Genomic DNA, 14,976 nt, shown 5'->3' with positions numbered 1-14,976 from the left:
TCGCGAGACTACCCGCCGCGCCGCACGCTGCCCTTCTGGATTACCAGCGCGCCCTGATATCTGGCCGTCAGCTGAGCGATATCGGGCTCGGACATGTCTATGGTCAGCCGCACGGCACACGCCAGCGGATCAACCGTCATCGCGAAGCTGAGCTTGTCGGCCCCGGCCACGAAGTCGCGGCGCGCCAGCTCGAGCTGAACGCGCTGCAGATCGGTAAACGTTCGCGGACAGGTCTGGATCCGGTAGGCGGAACCGTTGGCCAGCTGGGCCAGCGTCTCGATCTCTCTGGCGAGATCTGCCTGCTGGTGAATGCCCACCACCAGCACGCCGTTGGCGTCCGCGGCTATCCCGACAAACGTCTCGCGGTGGGCGTTGACGTAGTCCTGCAGGGTCGGGCCGGGCGCTCCGGCTACCAGCACGGTCACCGAGTCGCCCGCGAGCACGATGGCCCCGGCCGGGGGGTCTGTGCCGACGACGGTGCCCTCGCCGCTGAGGACCTCGGGGTGGTAGCGCAGGATCGGGACGAGCTTGGCCTCGGCGAAAAGCTTGTCGACCTCGGTCACGCCCAACGCGGCCACCTGCGGCACCGTCGTTCGAGCCGCGGCGGCGGTGGGACTGGCCAGCGGCAGGTTCCCCGCGGCCGGCGCGACCGGCGGCGGCTGCTTTGCACACGCCCCCATCGCCAGCACGGTGAGCGCGGCCGCGCCCAGGACTCGAATCGGGTTACGCCTCATGCCGCCTCCGACGCTGCGCACAGCGGTTGGGTTTCATGCCGGTCCTCACGCGGGTGTCACGACGTGAGCACAGAAACGTTGAAATAGCTTTCGATCACGCCGATGTGCTCGCCGTAGGCGATCGTGCCGCCACCCGCGGCGGCGATGACCATGCCGGTCGCGAGGGCGGAATTGCTGCCGTACCGGGTGTAGATGGGGGCGCCGGAGTCACCGGGGCGCACGATCACGCCACCGCCGCGGATGGCTTCGATCAGGCCGCCGGTGCAGCCGTACTGGTCGCAGAAGTAGCCGTTGGTCGAGGTCACCTGAATGCTGCAGAGGGCCTTGCTCACCATGCCGGAGAAGCAGACCAGGTCCCCCACCACGGCCGGGTCGCGGCCGATCACGTCGCGCTTGACGGGGCAGCAGTTGTCGGTGTGGATCACGTTGTCGTAGGTCTCGCTCCAGGACTTGATCCCGATCATGTCGTAGGCCGGGAAGTTGACCTTGCCCCACGCCTCGCCCCAGAGCTGGGTGCTGGAGTAGAGGATGTTGCCGTTGGCGAAGCAGTGACCGGCCGTGAACCCTCCGCGCTGGCCGTCGGCGTTGCGGCGCACCGTGAATCCAGCGGTACACGTGTTGCTGGAAAGCGAGGAGTTGTAGCCGTTGCGTATCCCGGCGCCACCGAAATGCGGCTCGCCGTCGTTGAGCCGGCCGGTGCGCCCGGTCTCGGAAACGGTCACCACCGCGCGATCGCCGAGCACGGCCGAAAGCGCGGCGGCCGCCGCCGCGAAGCGCGGGTCGAACGAGACGTGGAAGCGGGAATCGTTGGCGTGCAAGGAGAAGCTGAAGGTGGCCTGTGCCGCCTGCGGGTGCCACGCGCGGGAGACGAGCACATCGTCCGCGTCGATCAGAGCGGCTGCCGGGTGGCAGCCGATCATCAGTTTGGCCGTGGTCAGGCCGCGCACCGCACGGAACTCCGGGGTGGCCACCACCGTGCTGTTCCCGGTGATCGGGTCGGCCACCACCCCGATCAGTCCCCGGCGCAGCTGGTCGGCGATGCGCTCCTTGATCGCGCCCACGCCGAAGGTGGCCTCGACTTCGTCGTTGACGGCCCGGTTGCGCTGGTCTGCCTGCGCCTCAGCATTTTCCGGGAGCTCAGCGGATGAGACAGGCGCCGGTGCTGTGCACAGCTTCGACGGTGCCTGAGCTGGCCATACCGGAGCCGCTGAAATGACGATCAAGAGAGCGGCAAGACCGGATACGGTCAGTGTTCTTTTCATCACGCCGGAGAGGTTATCCCCCCTTGGCGGATCCACACAAGGCGATGGATGCGGTCCAAAGCGGACGGCACACTAGCCCAGCAGCCACAGGATAATCGAAAGCGTACCAAGGGATAGGACGCTGCTCACCACCACCGCGTCGCGGGACAGGCCGTTGGGCACCTTGTACTCGGTCGCGTAGATGTAGGTGTTCTGCGCGGTCGGCAACCCGGCGAACAGGGTCACCGCGAGCACCTGCGCGTCGTCGAGCCGGAACAGGTAGCGCGCCACGAAATAGGCGACCAGGGGCTGAAAGATAATCTTCAGCGGGATCACGACGCCGAGCTCGGGTCGCTTGAGGGTGAGCCGTTCCCCCGGGGGCAGGTGCAGTGACATGCCCAGGGCGAAAAGCGCGGTGGGCACGGCCGCGTCACCGAGCAGGTCCAAAGGGCGCAGCACGGCATCGGGAAGCGTCCAGCCCGACAGGGTGAAGACCACTCCGGCAGCCGACGCGAGCACCACCGGCACCCGCAATGGCAACGTCCACAACCGCCTGTCGGACTTGTCAAGCAGCGCGGCGATGAACGGCGTCACGAGCACGGTCTGGAACGCCACCACACCAACGATCAATGACGCGCTGCCCAAGACATAGATCGCGACCGGGATGCCGAGGTTTCCGGAGTTGACGTAGGCGCTCGCCATGGCCGCGATGATGCGCTCATCACGACGAAGCCAGCGCATTATCAGGTACCCAGAAAGACCGAGAAAGATCGCGCTGAGCGCATAGGCCGCGAGCGGCACCAGGGGCAACCCGCCCAGCGGCAGCCGCACCAAGGTGGTGAAGACGACCGCGGGGATGGCGAAGGTGAACGCGAAATGCGTCAGTCCTCGCTCGACTGACGCATTCAGCAGTCCAAACCGGTTAGCTGCCCAACCCAGGAACGTGAGTATCCAAAGTGGAGCAAAAGCTGCGATCACTCCCCGAGGTCGCGGCGGTGGTGCTCGGCGAGGAAGCGCTCAAGCTCGGCGCCCAGCTCGTCCGCGGTCGGCAGCGGCGTGGGTTCGGTTAACAGGTTGCCACCGCGCCCCCGCATGAACGCGTCATATTGCTCCTCAAGCGCGTGCACGACCGCGCTCGCCTGCTGGTTGTCGGTGAGCTGCCGCTCGACCTCGGCTCGCACCCGCTCGCCGGCCTCGCGCAGCTCCTCCACCGGAAGCAGCAGCCCGGTCGCCCGCGACACCGACGCCAGCAACAGCTCGGCGGCTTGCGGGTACTCGCTTTCGGCCAGGTAGTGGGGAACGTGGGCGGCGAAGCCGATCGCGTCTTGGCCCTGCTGACCGAGCCGGTATTCCAGCAGGTTGGTGATGCTCGCCGGCACCTGAACGTTGGCTATCCACGGCTCGTAGCCGGCGATCAGCTCGGGACGGGTGCCGTGGGCGGTCACGCCGGTGGGCCTGGTGTGGGGCACCGACATCGGGATCGCGTGGATGCCCACGGCCAGCCGGACATCGAGGTCGCGCACGATCGAGGTGACCGCCGCGATGAACCTCTCCCATTGCAGATCGGGCTCGGGACCGGTGAGCAGGAGGAAGGGCGTGTCATCGTCGTCGCGCAACGCGTGCAGCTCGAGCTTGGGATCGTCGTAGGACTCCCAGTGGTCGGCGGCGAAATGCATCAGCGGCCGGCGCGAGCGGTAGTCGAAAAGCTGGTCGATGTCGAAGCGGGCGATCACCGTCGAGTTGAGCGACTCAAGAAGGTGCTGGCGAGCCAGCCGCCCGGCGGCCCCGGCATCGATGAAGCCGGTCAGTGCGTGCAAAAGCACCGGCCGCCCCAGATCCGGCCGGGGGTCGGTGAGCTCAAATAGCCCCTTCGGGTCAAGCACGATGATCTCCTCAGACAGGGTGTCGTCTTGTGTCGCAACACCGCGAGGATGAGATCAATTCCCCGGATGCTCCGCAAGGCCGGCACAGGCTCGCAGGCGTTTCTGCTCCTCCATTATTCGGGCCGCGGCTTCGCCGTCCACCGGGTAGGGCTGGCCGGTAGCGCGGTCGATATAGGCGGGGACCAGGCTCGCGGCGGCAACTTTGCGGTCCCGGATAGTGACCCACAACACACCGGTGTCGTTGCTCAGCGCATCGTTACGCCACCAGAGAAAGTTGCCCATGCCGTAGGCGACGTAGGCCTTGCCCTGCCAGCCCGCCCCCAGCAGCAGATGCTGGTGGCCGCCGACAAGCAGATCGGCCCCGGCCTCGATGAGCTGGGCGGCGAGCGTTTTGAGCTCGGCGGTCGGGCACTCCTGGTACTCCGGACCCCAGTGCAGCATGACCACGACGACATCGGCCTGGGCCCGCGCCTGCCGCACCGCCGCCAAGGCGCGCAACGGGTTGCGCAGCATGGCCAGCCCGGGTCGGGTGTCCGTCGCCTCCCAGCTCTGCCAAAGCTCGTCGACATGGCTCAGCGCGACGACCGCGATCCGGGTTCCGCGCACCTCGGTGATCCAGGGCTGGTAAGCCTGCTCGACCGGGCCCCCGCCCAGGGCCGGGATCCCGCTCTGGCGAGCGTAGTCAAGCGTGTCGGCGAGGCCGGTCTGGCCGTAGTCGAGGGTGTGGTTGTTGGCGATGGACACCGCATCGATCCCGGCCGCCTTGACCGCGGCGTAGGCCGACGCCGGGGCGCGGAAGTGGAACTCCTTGGGCTCAGGCGTGCCGCGCTCGGTGACCGCGGTCTCCAGGTTGACGAAAGCCAGATCCGCGCGGGAGAGCACGGGCCCGATCCTGCCGAAGGCGGTCTGCGGATTGTCCAGCAGGCTCAGCGTGCGCCCGGAGAAGTGGACATCACCCCCGAAAGCCAGCGTGATGTCGCGCGGCGCGGACGAAGTTGAGGGCGGGGGTTGCGCCGCGGGAGCCGTCGTCGAAGCGGGCATCGGGGAGCAGGCCGTCAGAAATACGACGATCAATAGTCCAAAGCGCACGATGGTCTAACGTGGGCCCGTGACCAGACGTTCTGCCCACCTGCGCTTGGAGGATCTGCTGCGCACGGCGGTGGAGGTGATTCTCGAGCGCGGATTCGCCAACACCCGCACCGCTGACGTGGCCAAGGCGGCCGGGGTGAGCCAGGCACTGGTCTTCTACCACTTCTCCACCAAAGACGCCTTGATGACACAGGCGTTCAGCTATGCGGCCGAGCAGGATCTGGGCCGGCTGCAGGCCGTGCTCGACGCGCGCGTCGGCCCGGTCGACAAGCTCAAGCGGCTGCTCAAACTGCTCGCACCGCAGGGAAGGTCGAACTCCTGGCTGATGTGGATCGATGGCTGGTCCGAGGCGCTGCGCGTGCCGGAGCTGGAGAAGGTGTCGCGCCGGATGGACCTGCGGTGGAAGGAAGGCCTGATCGAGGTCATCGCGGCGGGTGTCGCCGACGGCTCCTTCAAATGCGAGGATCCGCACGGCGCGGCCTGGCGCATCAACAGCCTGATCGACGGGCTTGCCGTCCAGCTCATGGTCCATGACAAGGTGATCTCGCGGCGGCAGGCCGCCGAGTGGATCCGGGTCGCGGCCGCGCGCGAGGTGGGCCTCGACTTGGCTGATCTCAGCTGACAATATTTGCACCGTGTCCAACGGATTCGAACAAATTCACACACTGTCCCGCGACGGGGTGGGGCTCACCGTCCAACTATCCAATGAGGACAGACTGCCTCGGTTGGTGCACTGGGGCGCCGATCCCGGGCCTGTGCCGCCGGGACCATACGGGTCAAGCGCACTCCCGCTGTTGCCGTTGCAGCACGAGGGCTGGGCCGGGCGGCCCGCCCTGGCCGGAGATCGTGAGGGGCGCTTTCCCCATCCGCGGCTTCGCCTCACCACGCCGGTGGAGTTCACCGAGCACGCGATGACCGTGCGGGCCGCCGACCCGCAAGCCGGGCTCGAGGTGGTCTGCGAGCTGACCCTCAGCGCCCAGGGCGTGATCCGGGCCGACTATGCGGTGACCAACACGGGTCCCGGCATCTGGACACTTTCTTTTTTGGGTTGCTTTCTTCCGGTACCCGACGAAGCCTGGAATTTGCTGGAAATGACCGGTCGCTGGGCACTGGAACGCGTGCCGCAGCAACGCCCGTTTCACCTAGGCGCACACGTGCGCGAAAGCCGCCGCGGCCGCACCGGTCACGACAGCACGACCCTGCTGTGCCTAGCCGATGGCGAGTTGCGCAACCGCACCGGGCAGGTCTGGGCGGCGCACGTCGGGTGGAGCGGCAACCATGAGCACAGCGCGGTTCGGCTGCCGGATGCGCAGGGCGCGCTGGGCGGCGGGGAGCTGCTCTCCTCGGGCGAGATCCGGCTTGACCCGGGCGCGAGTTACCGCACGCCATCGGTTTACTTCGCCTGGTCCGGATGCGGGCTCGACGGCATCCGCGACCGCTTCCACCGCTTTCTGCGCGCCCGCGACACCCATCCGCGCACGCCCCGGCCGGTGGTTCTCAACACGTGGGAAGCCGTGTATTTCGACCATCGGCTCGACAAGCTCAAGGCGCTCGCCGACGCGGCCGCTTCCGTTGGTGTGGAAAGGTTTGTGCTCGACGACGGGTGGTTCGGGGCTCGCCGCGACGACCGGGCGGGCCTGGGCGACTGGGAAGTCAGCGCCGACGTATGGCCCGATGGCCTCGGCCCGCTGGTTTCGCATGTGCACTCGCTGGGCATGCAGTTCGGCCTCTGGTTCGAGCCGGAGATGGTCAACCCCGACTCTGAGCTGTTTCGCGCCCATCCCGATTGGGTGCTCGCCGACCCGGGAAGGTTGCCCGCCCTGCACCGAAACCAGCTCGTCCTGGACCTGTCTCTGCCCGAGGTGCACGACTATCTGCTGGCGCGCCTTGACGCGCTGGTCACCGAATACCGGATCGATTTCATCAAGTGGGACCACAACCGCGATCTGGTGGAAGCGCCGCAGGTGCACCGGCAGACCCACGCCGCCTATCACCTCTTCGACGCGTTGCGGGCCAGGCATCCCGGCCTGGAGATCGAGAGCTGCTCGTCGGGCGGGGCCCGGATAGATCTCGGGATTCTGGAGCGCACCGACCGGGTCTGGACCTCCGACACCAACGACCCGATCGATCGCCAGCAGATCCAGCGCTGGACAGGGCTCCTGCTGCCCCTGGAGCTGATCGGCGCCCATGTCGGGCCGGCCCGTGCGCACATCACCAAACGGGCGACCAGCATCGAGGTCCGTTGTGCCACAGCGCTTTTCGGCCACGCGGGGATCGAGGCCGACCTCACCGGGTTCGACCCGGCCGAGCTTGCCGTGGTGCGCGACTGGATCGAGCTTTACAAGCGCACCCGGGGCCTGCTGCACACCGGCCGCGTGGTGACCCCCGACGGGATCGACCCGGCCGCGTCGGTGCACGGCGTGGTGGCCCAGGACGGCTCGCACGCCCTGTTCAGCTACGCCCAGCTGGACAGCGCCCTGCCGCAGACGCCGATGCGGTTGCGGATACCCGGCCTGCTGCCGCAAGCGCGGTATAACGTTGCTACCGTCCTCGGCCCTGAGCACGACGGTGCTGTCTCAATCACTGGACGCGCTCTGGAAACCGTGGGCCTGCCCCTGCCCCGCCTCAAACCCGCAGAAGTTCTCGTGCTGGAGTTCACGTCATGACCTGGGTCGACAACGCCGTTATCTATCAGATCTATCCGCGCAGCTTCGCCGACGGAAACGACGACGGGATAGGCGATCTGGCCGGTATGCGCAGCCGTCTGCCCTATCTGCGCGAGCTCGGGGTGAACGCGGTCTGGCTCAGCCCTTGGTACACCTCGCCGATGGCCGACGCCGGCTACGACGTGGCCGACTACCGAAACATCGATCCGCTCTTCGGCACCCTCGACGAAGCAAGCGCTTTCATCGAGGAGGCGCACGCCGCCGGGATGCGCGTGATCGTGGACATCGTTCCCAATCACTGCTCCGACAAGCATCCCGCATTCCAAGAGGCCCTGCGCGCGGGCCGCGGCTCGCCCGAGCGTGAGCTGTTCTGGTTCTTCGACTCCCCGGTCAACGACTGGAGCTCCCACTTCGGCGGCTCCGCCTGGACCCAGGTCGCCGACGGGCAGTGGTACCTGCACATGTTCGCCGCCGAGCAGCCCGACTGGAATTGGGAGCACCCGCGGGTGCGCGAGGATTTCCTGACCACGCTGCGGTTCTGGCTCGATCGCGGCGTCGACGGCTTCCGCATCGACGTCGCCGACCACCTGGTCAAGGACCTCCACGCGCTGGGCGGCTGGGCCAATCAGGATGGCGTGCACGAGATCTACCGCGAGTGGCGCAAGGTGGCCGACACCTACCCGCAGCAGCCGGTCTTCGTCGGCGAGCTGTGGGCCGAGCGCGACGAGTTTCTCAAGTACCTGCGCCCCGATGAGCTGCACACCGGCTTCAATTTCGCCTTCCTCATGTGTGCCTGGGACTGCGACATGTTCCGCGAGGTGATCACGGGCACGCTGGAGACCCATGACCTCATCGGCGCCACCCCGACCTGGGTTCTGTCCAATCACGACGTTGTCCGGCCGGTCACCCGGTACGGCCGCGACGACTCGGGGCACATCTGGATCATGCCGCCCGGGGGCTGGCACGCCGACCTCGATCTGGGCACGCGCCGCGCGCGGGCGGCCGCCCTGCTCCTGCTGGGCCTGCCCGGTTGCGCCTACGTCTTTCAGGGCGAGGAGCTGGGCCTGGCCGAGGTCGAGGACATCCCGCCCGCGCTGCGGCAGGACCCGCGCTGGGCACGCTCCGAGCACACCGACTACGGCCGCGACGGTTGCCGCATCCCGCTTCCGTGGTCGGGAAGCGAGCCACCTTTCGGCTTCTCCCCCACCGCCGCCACTCAGCCGTGGCTGCCCCAGCCCGCCGCTTGGGCCTCGATGACCGCGCAGGCTCAAGCCGACGACCCGGCTTCGATGCTCTCGCTTTACCGTGCCGCCCTGGCGCACCGCCCCACCGGCTCAGGTCTGGCCTGGCTCGATCTCGGGCCGGGCGTGCTGGCCTTCCAGCGGGAAGAGGTGACCTGTGTCGTCAACTTCGGCACCGAACCGGTCGTCCTGCCCGCCCACACCGAGGTCGTGCTCGCCAGCGGGCCATTGCCGGGCGGCGCGCTGCCGTCCGACACCGCAGTTTGGCTCCGTTAGAGCGACCGGTCACCGGGTTGACAGAGTGCGGCGCGCGGCGGCAGTATCAGCGCAGTAAACGGTTACCGAAACATGAGGGTGGACAATGCCGCGCAAGCCTGTTGAACAGGCCGATGGCGAGCGCCGAAGCACCATCCGGGACGTAGCGGCCCTGGCCGGGGTCTCTGTGGCCACCGTGTCACGCGTGCTCGCGGGCAACTACCCGATCGCGCCCCCGACCCGGGCTCGGGTGTTGCGCGCGGTCAAAGACCTCGACTATGTAGTCAATGTCCACGCCCGTGCATTGGCCGGGGTGAGCCAGAAGACGGTGGCGATCCTGACCCGGGACGTGACGACGCCCTTCTATGCCCATGTGATCCAGGGCGTCGAGCAGCAGGCGGCCCAGGACGGACGGCTCTGCGTGGTCTGCACCACCGGCGCCGACCCCGACCGCGAGCTGGCTTACGTGAAAATGATGCGCGAACACGGGGCCGACGCGGTCATCATCGTCGGCGGTGTGGTGGAGACCCTTGGCTACCGCAAACAGCTTGCCCAATACGCGCAAGCACTTGACAGCGCCGGGTCCAAGCTCGTCCTATGTGGACGGCCGGGTCTGGGTCCGGACGTGCCCGCGCTGGTCGCCCACTACGACAACGAGGGCGGCGCCTATGCCGCCACCAGCCACGTCCTGTCCGCCGGGCACGAGCGGGTCCTCTTCCTCGGTGGCGTGGAAGGCTTCACCACCAGCGATCCCCGGGTCGCGGGCTGGCGGCGAGCGCTGCGCGATCGCGGTATCACCCCAGACAAAGAGCTTCTCCAACAAGGCTCATTTGGTACCCATTTCGGCTACGAAAGAACGCGGCAGTTGCTCAAGCGCGGCCCGCTTCCGGCCACCGCGATCGTCGCCAGCGATGACGGCTGCGCCGCCGGCGCCGTCAGGGCGCTGCGCGAGGCCGGCTTGGGCATCCCGGAAGACGTTTCAGTAGTCGGCTACGACGACGCGCCGATGGCCGCCCACTTGTGGCCTCCCCTGACCACCGTGCACATACCAGCCGAAGAGCTGGGCCGCACAGCGGTACGCCTGGCGCTAGACTCACGTGCCCAGCTCGGCCGGGAGACCATTCTCGGCACGCACGTAGTAGTCAGAGATTCGGTCGCTAGGAGAATTGACAGATGATCCCCCTCCCGTCACAGGTTGTTGGCGGTCAAGGCAATGTCACACTGCGCGGTCAGGTTTTCTTTGGCCCGCAGGCCACCGCCGACCTGCTAGCCGAGTTGGGCCTGCCGGTCGCGGGCACCTGGTCGGTGACCGAAACCCATGGGGAAGAGGGCTACTGCCTGCGGGTGGGCGAGGAGGGCCTGACCGTCGAGGGCGGCGAGACCGGCCTCAAGTGGGCGGTGCAGACGCTGCGCCAGCTCCTTCACGAGCAGGGCGGCACCTTGTCCTATATGGATATTGTGGACGCTCCGCGCTACCCGTGGCGGGGCAGCCTGCTCGATGTGGCCCGCTGGTGCCTGCCGCTGGAGTTCCTCTACCGCTATGTCGATCTGCTCGCCCTGCACAAGCTCAACCGGCTGCATCTGCACCTGACCGATGACCAGGGCTGGCGATTCGAGGTCAAGCGCTACCCGCGCCTGACCGAAGTGGGCGCTCACCGCAAGGAGTCTGTGCGCGGCCACTACACCGCCTACGAGTGGGACGGCCAGCCACACGGCGGCTTCTACACCCAGGAACAGCTCAAGGATCTGGTGGCCTACGGTCTGCGCCGGGGCGTCGAGATCATGCCGGAGATCGATCTTCCCGGGCACACCCAGGCCGCCATCGCGGCCTATCCCGAGCTCGGCAACAATCCCGCCCGGCCGGTGGAGGTCTCCACCCGGTGGGGCATCCACGACATCGTGCTCAACACCGATGAGGCGACCGTCGATTTCTTCAAGGCCGTCCTCGACGAGGTGGTCGACGTCTTCCCTTTCGCCTATGTACACCTTGGCGGCGACGAGGTTCGCTCTCAGGAATGGCGCATCAATCCGGCGGTACAGGCGCGGGTCAAGGAGCTGGGGCTGTCCGAAGTGGACGATCTGCTGGGCTGGTGGATCGGCCGGCTCCAGGCCCACCTGGCCGGGCGCGGGCGCATGGTGGCGGTCTGGGACGAGCTGCTCGAGACCAACCCGCCCAAGGACCTGCTCTTCTTCGGCTGGCGCAACGCGGCGCGGGCGCCGGCGGCCCGGGAGGCGGGCTATGCTGCCGTCTCCTGCCCGCAGGAACACGCCTACTTCGACTGGGCCGAGTCCGCTCGGTCCGACGAGCCGGTGGCGATCAAGGGGTACCTCCCGCTGGAGAAGGCCTACGCCTTCGAGCCGGGGGATGTCACCGGAGTGCAGGGCAACCTGTGGACCGAATACCTGCCCGCCCCCGAGCTGGTGGAGTGGCGCGCCTTCCCGAGACTGGCCGCGCTCGCCGAGATCGGCTGGGGTAAGGCCGACTACGCCGACTTTTCGGCGAGACTGCCCAGCCATCTTGATCTGCTGCGCGACCTGGGAGTGAACTACCGTCCGCGCTAAGTTGCTGACGTGTTAATGACGTGTGCCCACCTTAAAACATTCGAATCAATCACTTAAATTCTTGACTTCGTTGTCCTAGGCTCAGGCCGTGGCCGCCGTCCCTATGACAGTGGCAGTGCACTCGGCAAGACGTCTTGTCAGCGAGGCGCTTTCCTGGTGTCTAGCCACCCAGCCCGGCCTGTCAGTTGTTGGGCACACCCAACAATGGGCCCAACTGGCAAGCCTTTGCCGCCTTCGCCAACCCGACACCGCAGTGGTGGACGCCTCCGCCGATCTCGATGGCACGATAGGCCAGCTGCGCTGGATGACCGCGCGTTCCTCCGTCAACTCAATCGTCATACTCTGCGACGACCTGCCCGGCGACGACGTGACCCAGGACAACCGGGGCTGGCGCTACTTTCCGCACTCCCGGGGGCTGAGCGGTCTTCTCGCTCTTCTCAACGATTGTTCCAGCCGTTGCGAAACCTCACGGGCCGTGGCCCGGTCGGCCCGCCTCACCGAACGCGAGGTCGAAGTGCTGGCGATGGTGGGCTCCGGGCTGACCGCGCCGGAGATCGCCGACCGGCTCGACATCGCGCCGCGCAGCGTCGAAAACCACAAGCGCCGCATCTACGCCAAGCTCGGCACCCACAGCCAGGCGGCCGCGGTCGGGGCGATCGCTCCACTTGGGATACTCGACGCGCGCCCCAACTCCGTTGCGGATTCCCGGCTCGCCGCCATCCCGGGGCTGAGCCGGCGTGAGTACGAGATCCTCAAGCTGTCCTCGCACGGCTCCAGCGTGCGCCAGATGGCTACCACCTTCGGAGTGGCGCCCAAGACGGTGGAGGCACAGCTGTCCCTGCTCTACCGCAAGCTCAACGTGCACAACCGGGCCCAAGCTCTTGCCGTCGCCAGAGCGCACGGATTAATTCCGGAAGGGCAATGAGTCCCTTAAGGTAGAGTCGTCCCCTTAGGTGCTATTGGCTCCTGGTCGGGAATTGTTAAGAAACCTAGCGTTACGGTGTTTAAGCATTTCCATTCTCCGATGATCGGAGCAGAAATGAGGCACCGCAGACCCATCTACCTGGCCGCGGCCTTGATGCTGGGCTTCGCCTCCTTCGTCGGCCAGGTGCCGTCGCAGGCCGCGGTTCCCTTCCCCATCCAGAGCCTCAACGGCAGCGGCAACAACGTCGCCAACCCCACCTGGGGTCAGGCGGGCACCAACTACTCGCGCGTGGCAGCCGCCCGCTACGCCGACGGTCGCAGCCAACCCGTTGCCGGGCCCAACTCCCGCTATATCAGCAACCGGGTCTTCAACGACACCAGTCAGAACATCTTCTCCGAGCGCGCCGTGACGCAATGGGGCTTCACGTGGGGTCAGTTCCTCGACCACACCTTCGGTTTGCGCTTGGGCGGCGCCACTGGGGATCCAAACGGCGGCACGGCCAACATCCCCTTCAACTCCGCCGATCCGTTGGAGGACTTCACCAACACCCTCGGCGTCATCGGCTTCAGCCGTTCCGCAGCGGCTAGCGGCACCGGTGTCACCAATGCCCGCCAGCAGGTGAACACCGTCAGCTCCTACCTCGACGCCTTCGCGGTCTACGGTGGCACGAACTCTAGACTCGACTGGCTGCGCGAGGGCTCCGCAGACGGCAATCCCGCCAACAACGGCGCACGTCTGCTCATGCCCGGCGGGCTGCTGCCCACCCGCGACGCGCGTGGCAACCCCGCCACCGCACCCCCGACCGAGATCGACGGCAGACTGCGCGCCACCCCCAACCGGGCCGTGGTCGCCGGCGATGTGCGCGCCAACGAGAACGTCGCTCTGACCGCCACCCACACCCTGTTTGCCCGCGAGCACAACCGGATCGTCTCCCTGCTGCCCACCTCACTGTCGCAGGAGGACAGATTCCAGATCGCCCGCCGGATCGTCATCGCCGAGCAGCAGGCCGTCACCTACCACGAATTCCTGCCCGCGATGGGAGTGAACCTGGCTCCCTACGCCGGTTACAAGACGAACATCAACACCGCCTTGAGCAATGAGTTCGCCACCGTCGGCTATCGTGCGCACAGCATGATCCACGGTGAGATCGAGCTGGAGGCCGAGGTCGACCGGTACAGCCAGCAAACGCTGGATGCCTTGGCCGCACAGGGCGTCGAGCTCGCCATCGACGGCGACGAGATCGAAATCGCCATCCCGCTCAACGTGGCGTTCTTCAACCCCGACCTGATCGGTCAGGTGCAGCTGGGCCCGCTGCTGCAGGGCATCGGGCTGGAATCCGAGTACAAGAACGACGAGCAGATCGACAACCAGCTGCGCAGCGTGCTGTTCCAGGTTCCCGTGCCGGGCAACCCGGAATGCCTCGACGGCCCAACACTTCCGGAATGTTTCCGGGGAGTCGTCGACCTGGGCGCGATCGACGTCGAACGTGGCCGCGACCACGGCATGCCTTCGTACAACCAGATGAGGCAGGCCTACGGGCTGCCGGCGAAGACCTCGTTCACCTCAATCACCGGTGAGTCCACCGAGAACTTCCCGGGCGGCTCGGGTGTTGACAACCCCAACAGCGTCGACTTCACGCAGCTGTTCAACTTCGGCGGCGACCCGGTCACGCTGGGCAGCGAAGAGGCCGACGCCACCGGCACCCGCGGCGTACGGCGCAGCACCACCGCCGCCAGGCTAAGGGCCATCTACGGTTCGGTGAACAACATCGACGCGTTCACCGGCATGGTGGCCGAGCAGCACGTCCCTGGTGCGGACATGGGCGAGCTACAGCTGGCCATCTGGAAGCGGGAGTTTGAGCGCCTGCGCGACGGCGACCGTTTCTTCTACGGCAACGATCCCGGTCTGAGCTACATCCTCAGCACCTACGGAATCGACTTCCACCGCAACCTCGGCGACATCATCGCGCTCAACACCGACATCCCCCGCGCGGAGATGAACGACAACGTCTTCCTCGTCGAAGACGCCGAGATCGCGTCGGCCCGCTGCCGCGTCGACTACGACATCTTCACGTCGTGGACCGGCTTCACGCAGTACACCATGGTGGTGACCAACCTGAGCCCGAACACCATCAACGGCTGGAACCTGCGCTGGAAGTACCCCACCGGCCAGAACATGACCCAGATCTGGGACGGGGTGGTCAGCCAGAGCGGCCCGAATGTGACGGTCACCAACCCGGTCAACTACAACCAGTCCATCGCGCCCAACGGAGGTACCCGCCAATTCGGCGGTATCAGTACCTGGGACAACGCCACCAACGCGGAACCGATGAGTTTCACGCTCAACAACATGCCGTGCGTGGTGAGCTGATCTGACGCGC

The 14,976-nt window shown here is 66.9% G+C and carries 12 protein-coding genes; 7 read left to right on the top strand and 5 right to left on the bottom strand.

What is annotated here, in order from left to right:
• Positions 1-8 precede the first annotated feature (8 nt).
• From Rhe02_RS13940 to Rhe02_RS13920, 5 genes are all read right to left on the bottom strand, one after another.
• Positions 9-734, bottom strand: a complete 726-nt coding sequence (locus tag Rhe02_RS13940) for a PASTA domain-containing protein (protein ID WP_203908606.1) — start codon at positions 732-734, stop codon at positions 9-11.
• A gap of 56 nt (positions 735-790) precedes the next feature.
• Complete coding sequence (locus tag Rhe02_RS13935; RefSeq protein ID WP_203908605.1) at positions 791-1,999, bottom strand: chymotrypsin family serine protease; 1,209 nt, start codon at positions 1,997-1,999, stop codon at positions 791-793.
• Between the two features lie 69 nt (positions 2,000-2,068).
• Positions 2,069-2,953, bottom strand: coding sequence for an AEC family transporter (locus Rhe02_RS13930; protein ID WP_203908604.1), 885 nt, complete (start codon positions 2,951-2,953; stop codon positions 2,069-2,071).
• Positions 2,950-3,858 (bottom strand): proteasome assembly chaperone family protein, encoded by a 909-nt coding sequence (locus Rhe02_RS13925; RefSeq protein ID WP_203908603.1) that lies wholly within the window; start codon positions 3,856-3,858, stop codon positions 2,950-2,952. Before Rhe02_RS13925 ends, Rhe02_RS13930 begins: the two co-directional genes overlap by 4 nt.
• 54 nt (positions 3,859-3,912) lie before the next feature.
• Positions 3,913-4,899 carry a CapA family protein gene (locus Rhe02_RS13920; RefSeq protein ID WP_203908602.1) on the bottom strand — a complete coding sequence of 329 codons (987 nt, stop codon included), beginning with the start codon at positions 4,897-4,899 and terminating at the stop codon, positions 3,913-3,915.
• Between the two features lie 67 nt (positions 4,900-4,966).
• On the opposite strand from Rhe02_RS13920, the gene Rhe02_RS13915 reads away from it, so the two are divergent.
• The 7 genes from Rhe02_RS13915 to Rhe02_RS13885 all read left to right on the top strand — a co-directional run bounded on the left by Rhe02_RS13915 (position 4,967) and on the right by Rhe02_RS13885 (position 14,966).
• Positions 4,967-5,569 carry a TetR/AcrR family transcriptional regulator gene (locus Rhe02_RS13915; protein WP_203908601.1) on the top strand — a complete coding sequence of 201 codons (603 nt, stop codon included), beginning with the start codon at positions 4,967-4,969 and terminating at the stop codon, positions 5,567-5,569.
• Between the two features lie 13 nt (positions 5,570-5,582).
• On the top strand, positions 5,583-7,613 hold the full coding sequence (locus Rhe02_RS13910) for an alpha-galactosidase (RefSeq protein ID WP_203908600.1): 2,031 nt from the start codon (positions 5,583-5,585) through the stop codon (positions 7,611-7,613).
• Positions 7,610-9,130 (top strand): glycoside hydrolase family 13 protein, encoded by a 1,521-nt coding sequence (locus tag Rhe02_RS13905; RefSeq protein ID WP_203908599.1) that lies wholly within the window; start codon positions 7,610-7,612, stop codon positions 9,128-9,130. Before Rhe02_RS13910 ends, Rhe02_RS13905 begins: the two co-directional genes overlap by 4 nt.
• An 85-nt stretch (positions 9,131-9,215) precedes the next feature.
• A complete protein-coding gene (locus Rhe02_RS13900) occupies positions 9,216-10,286 on the top strand; it encodes a LacI family DNA-binding transcriptional regulator (protein WP_203908598.1) in 1,071 nt (356 codons plus the stop codon).
• On the top strand, positions 10,283-11,671 hold the full coding sequence (locus tag Rhe02_RS13895) for a beta-N-acetylhexosaminidase (RefSeq protein WP_203908597.1): 1,389 nt from the start codon (positions 10,283-10,285) through the stop codon (positions 11,669-11,671). The genes Rhe02_RS13900 and Rhe02_RS13895 overlap by 4 nt, the downstream gene beginning before the upstream one ends.
• A gap of 88 nt (positions 11,672-11,759) precedes the next feature.
• Positions 11,760-12,596, top strand: coding sequence for a response regulator transcription factor (locus tag Rhe02_RS13890; protein WP_203908596.1), 837 nt, complete (start codon positions 11,760-11,762; stop codon positions 12,594-12,596).
• Positions 12,597-12,710: 114 nt separating this feature from the next.
• On the top strand, positions 12,711-14,966 hold the full coding sequence (locus Rhe02_RS13885; RefSeq protein ID WP_239123795.1) for a peroxidase family protein: 2,256 nt from the start codon (positions 12,711-12,713) through the stop codon (positions 14,964-14,966).
• The last annotated feature ends 10 nt before the right edge of the window (positions 14,967-14,976 follow it).

Origin of the sequence: Rhizocola hellebori, assembly GCF_016862955.1 — a bacterium.
In the GTDB taxonomy this organism is placed as follows: domain Bacteria; phylum Actinomycetota; class Actinomycetes; order Mycobacteriales; family Micromonosporaceae; genus Rhizocola; species Rhizocola hellebori.
Note: the sequence above shows the minus strand (reverse complement) of the source record. Positions and strands in the feature narration are given on the sequence as shown.

Excerpts from the sequence above, each read along its gene's own strand:
- Rhe02_RS13940 (WP_203908606.1), bottom strand. The coding sequence starts at position 734 with ATGAGGCGTAACCCGATTCGAGTCCTGGGCGCGGCCGCGCTCACCGTG.
- Rhe02_RS13920 (WP_203908602.1), bottom strand. The coding sequence starts at position 4,899 with ATGCCCGCTTCGACGACGGCTCCCGCGGCGCAACCCCCGCCCTCAACT.
- Rhe02_RS13905 (WP_203908599.1), top strand. The coding sequence starts at position 7,610 with ATGACCTGGGTCGACAACGCCGTTATCTATCAGATCTATCCGCGCAGC.
- Rhe02_RS13900 (WP_203908598.1), top strand. The coding sequence starts at position 9,216 with ATGCCGCGCAAGCCTGTTGAACAGGCCGATGGCGAGCGCCGAAGCACC.
- Rhe02_RS13895 (WP_203908597.1), top strand. The coding sequence starts at position 10,283 with ATGATCCCCCTCCCGTCACAGGTTGTTGGCGGTCAAGGCAATGTCACA.
- Rhe02_RS13885 (WP_239123795.1), top strand. The coding sequence starts at position 12,711 with ATGAGGCACCGCAGACCCATCTACCTGGCCGCGGCCTTGATGCTGGGC.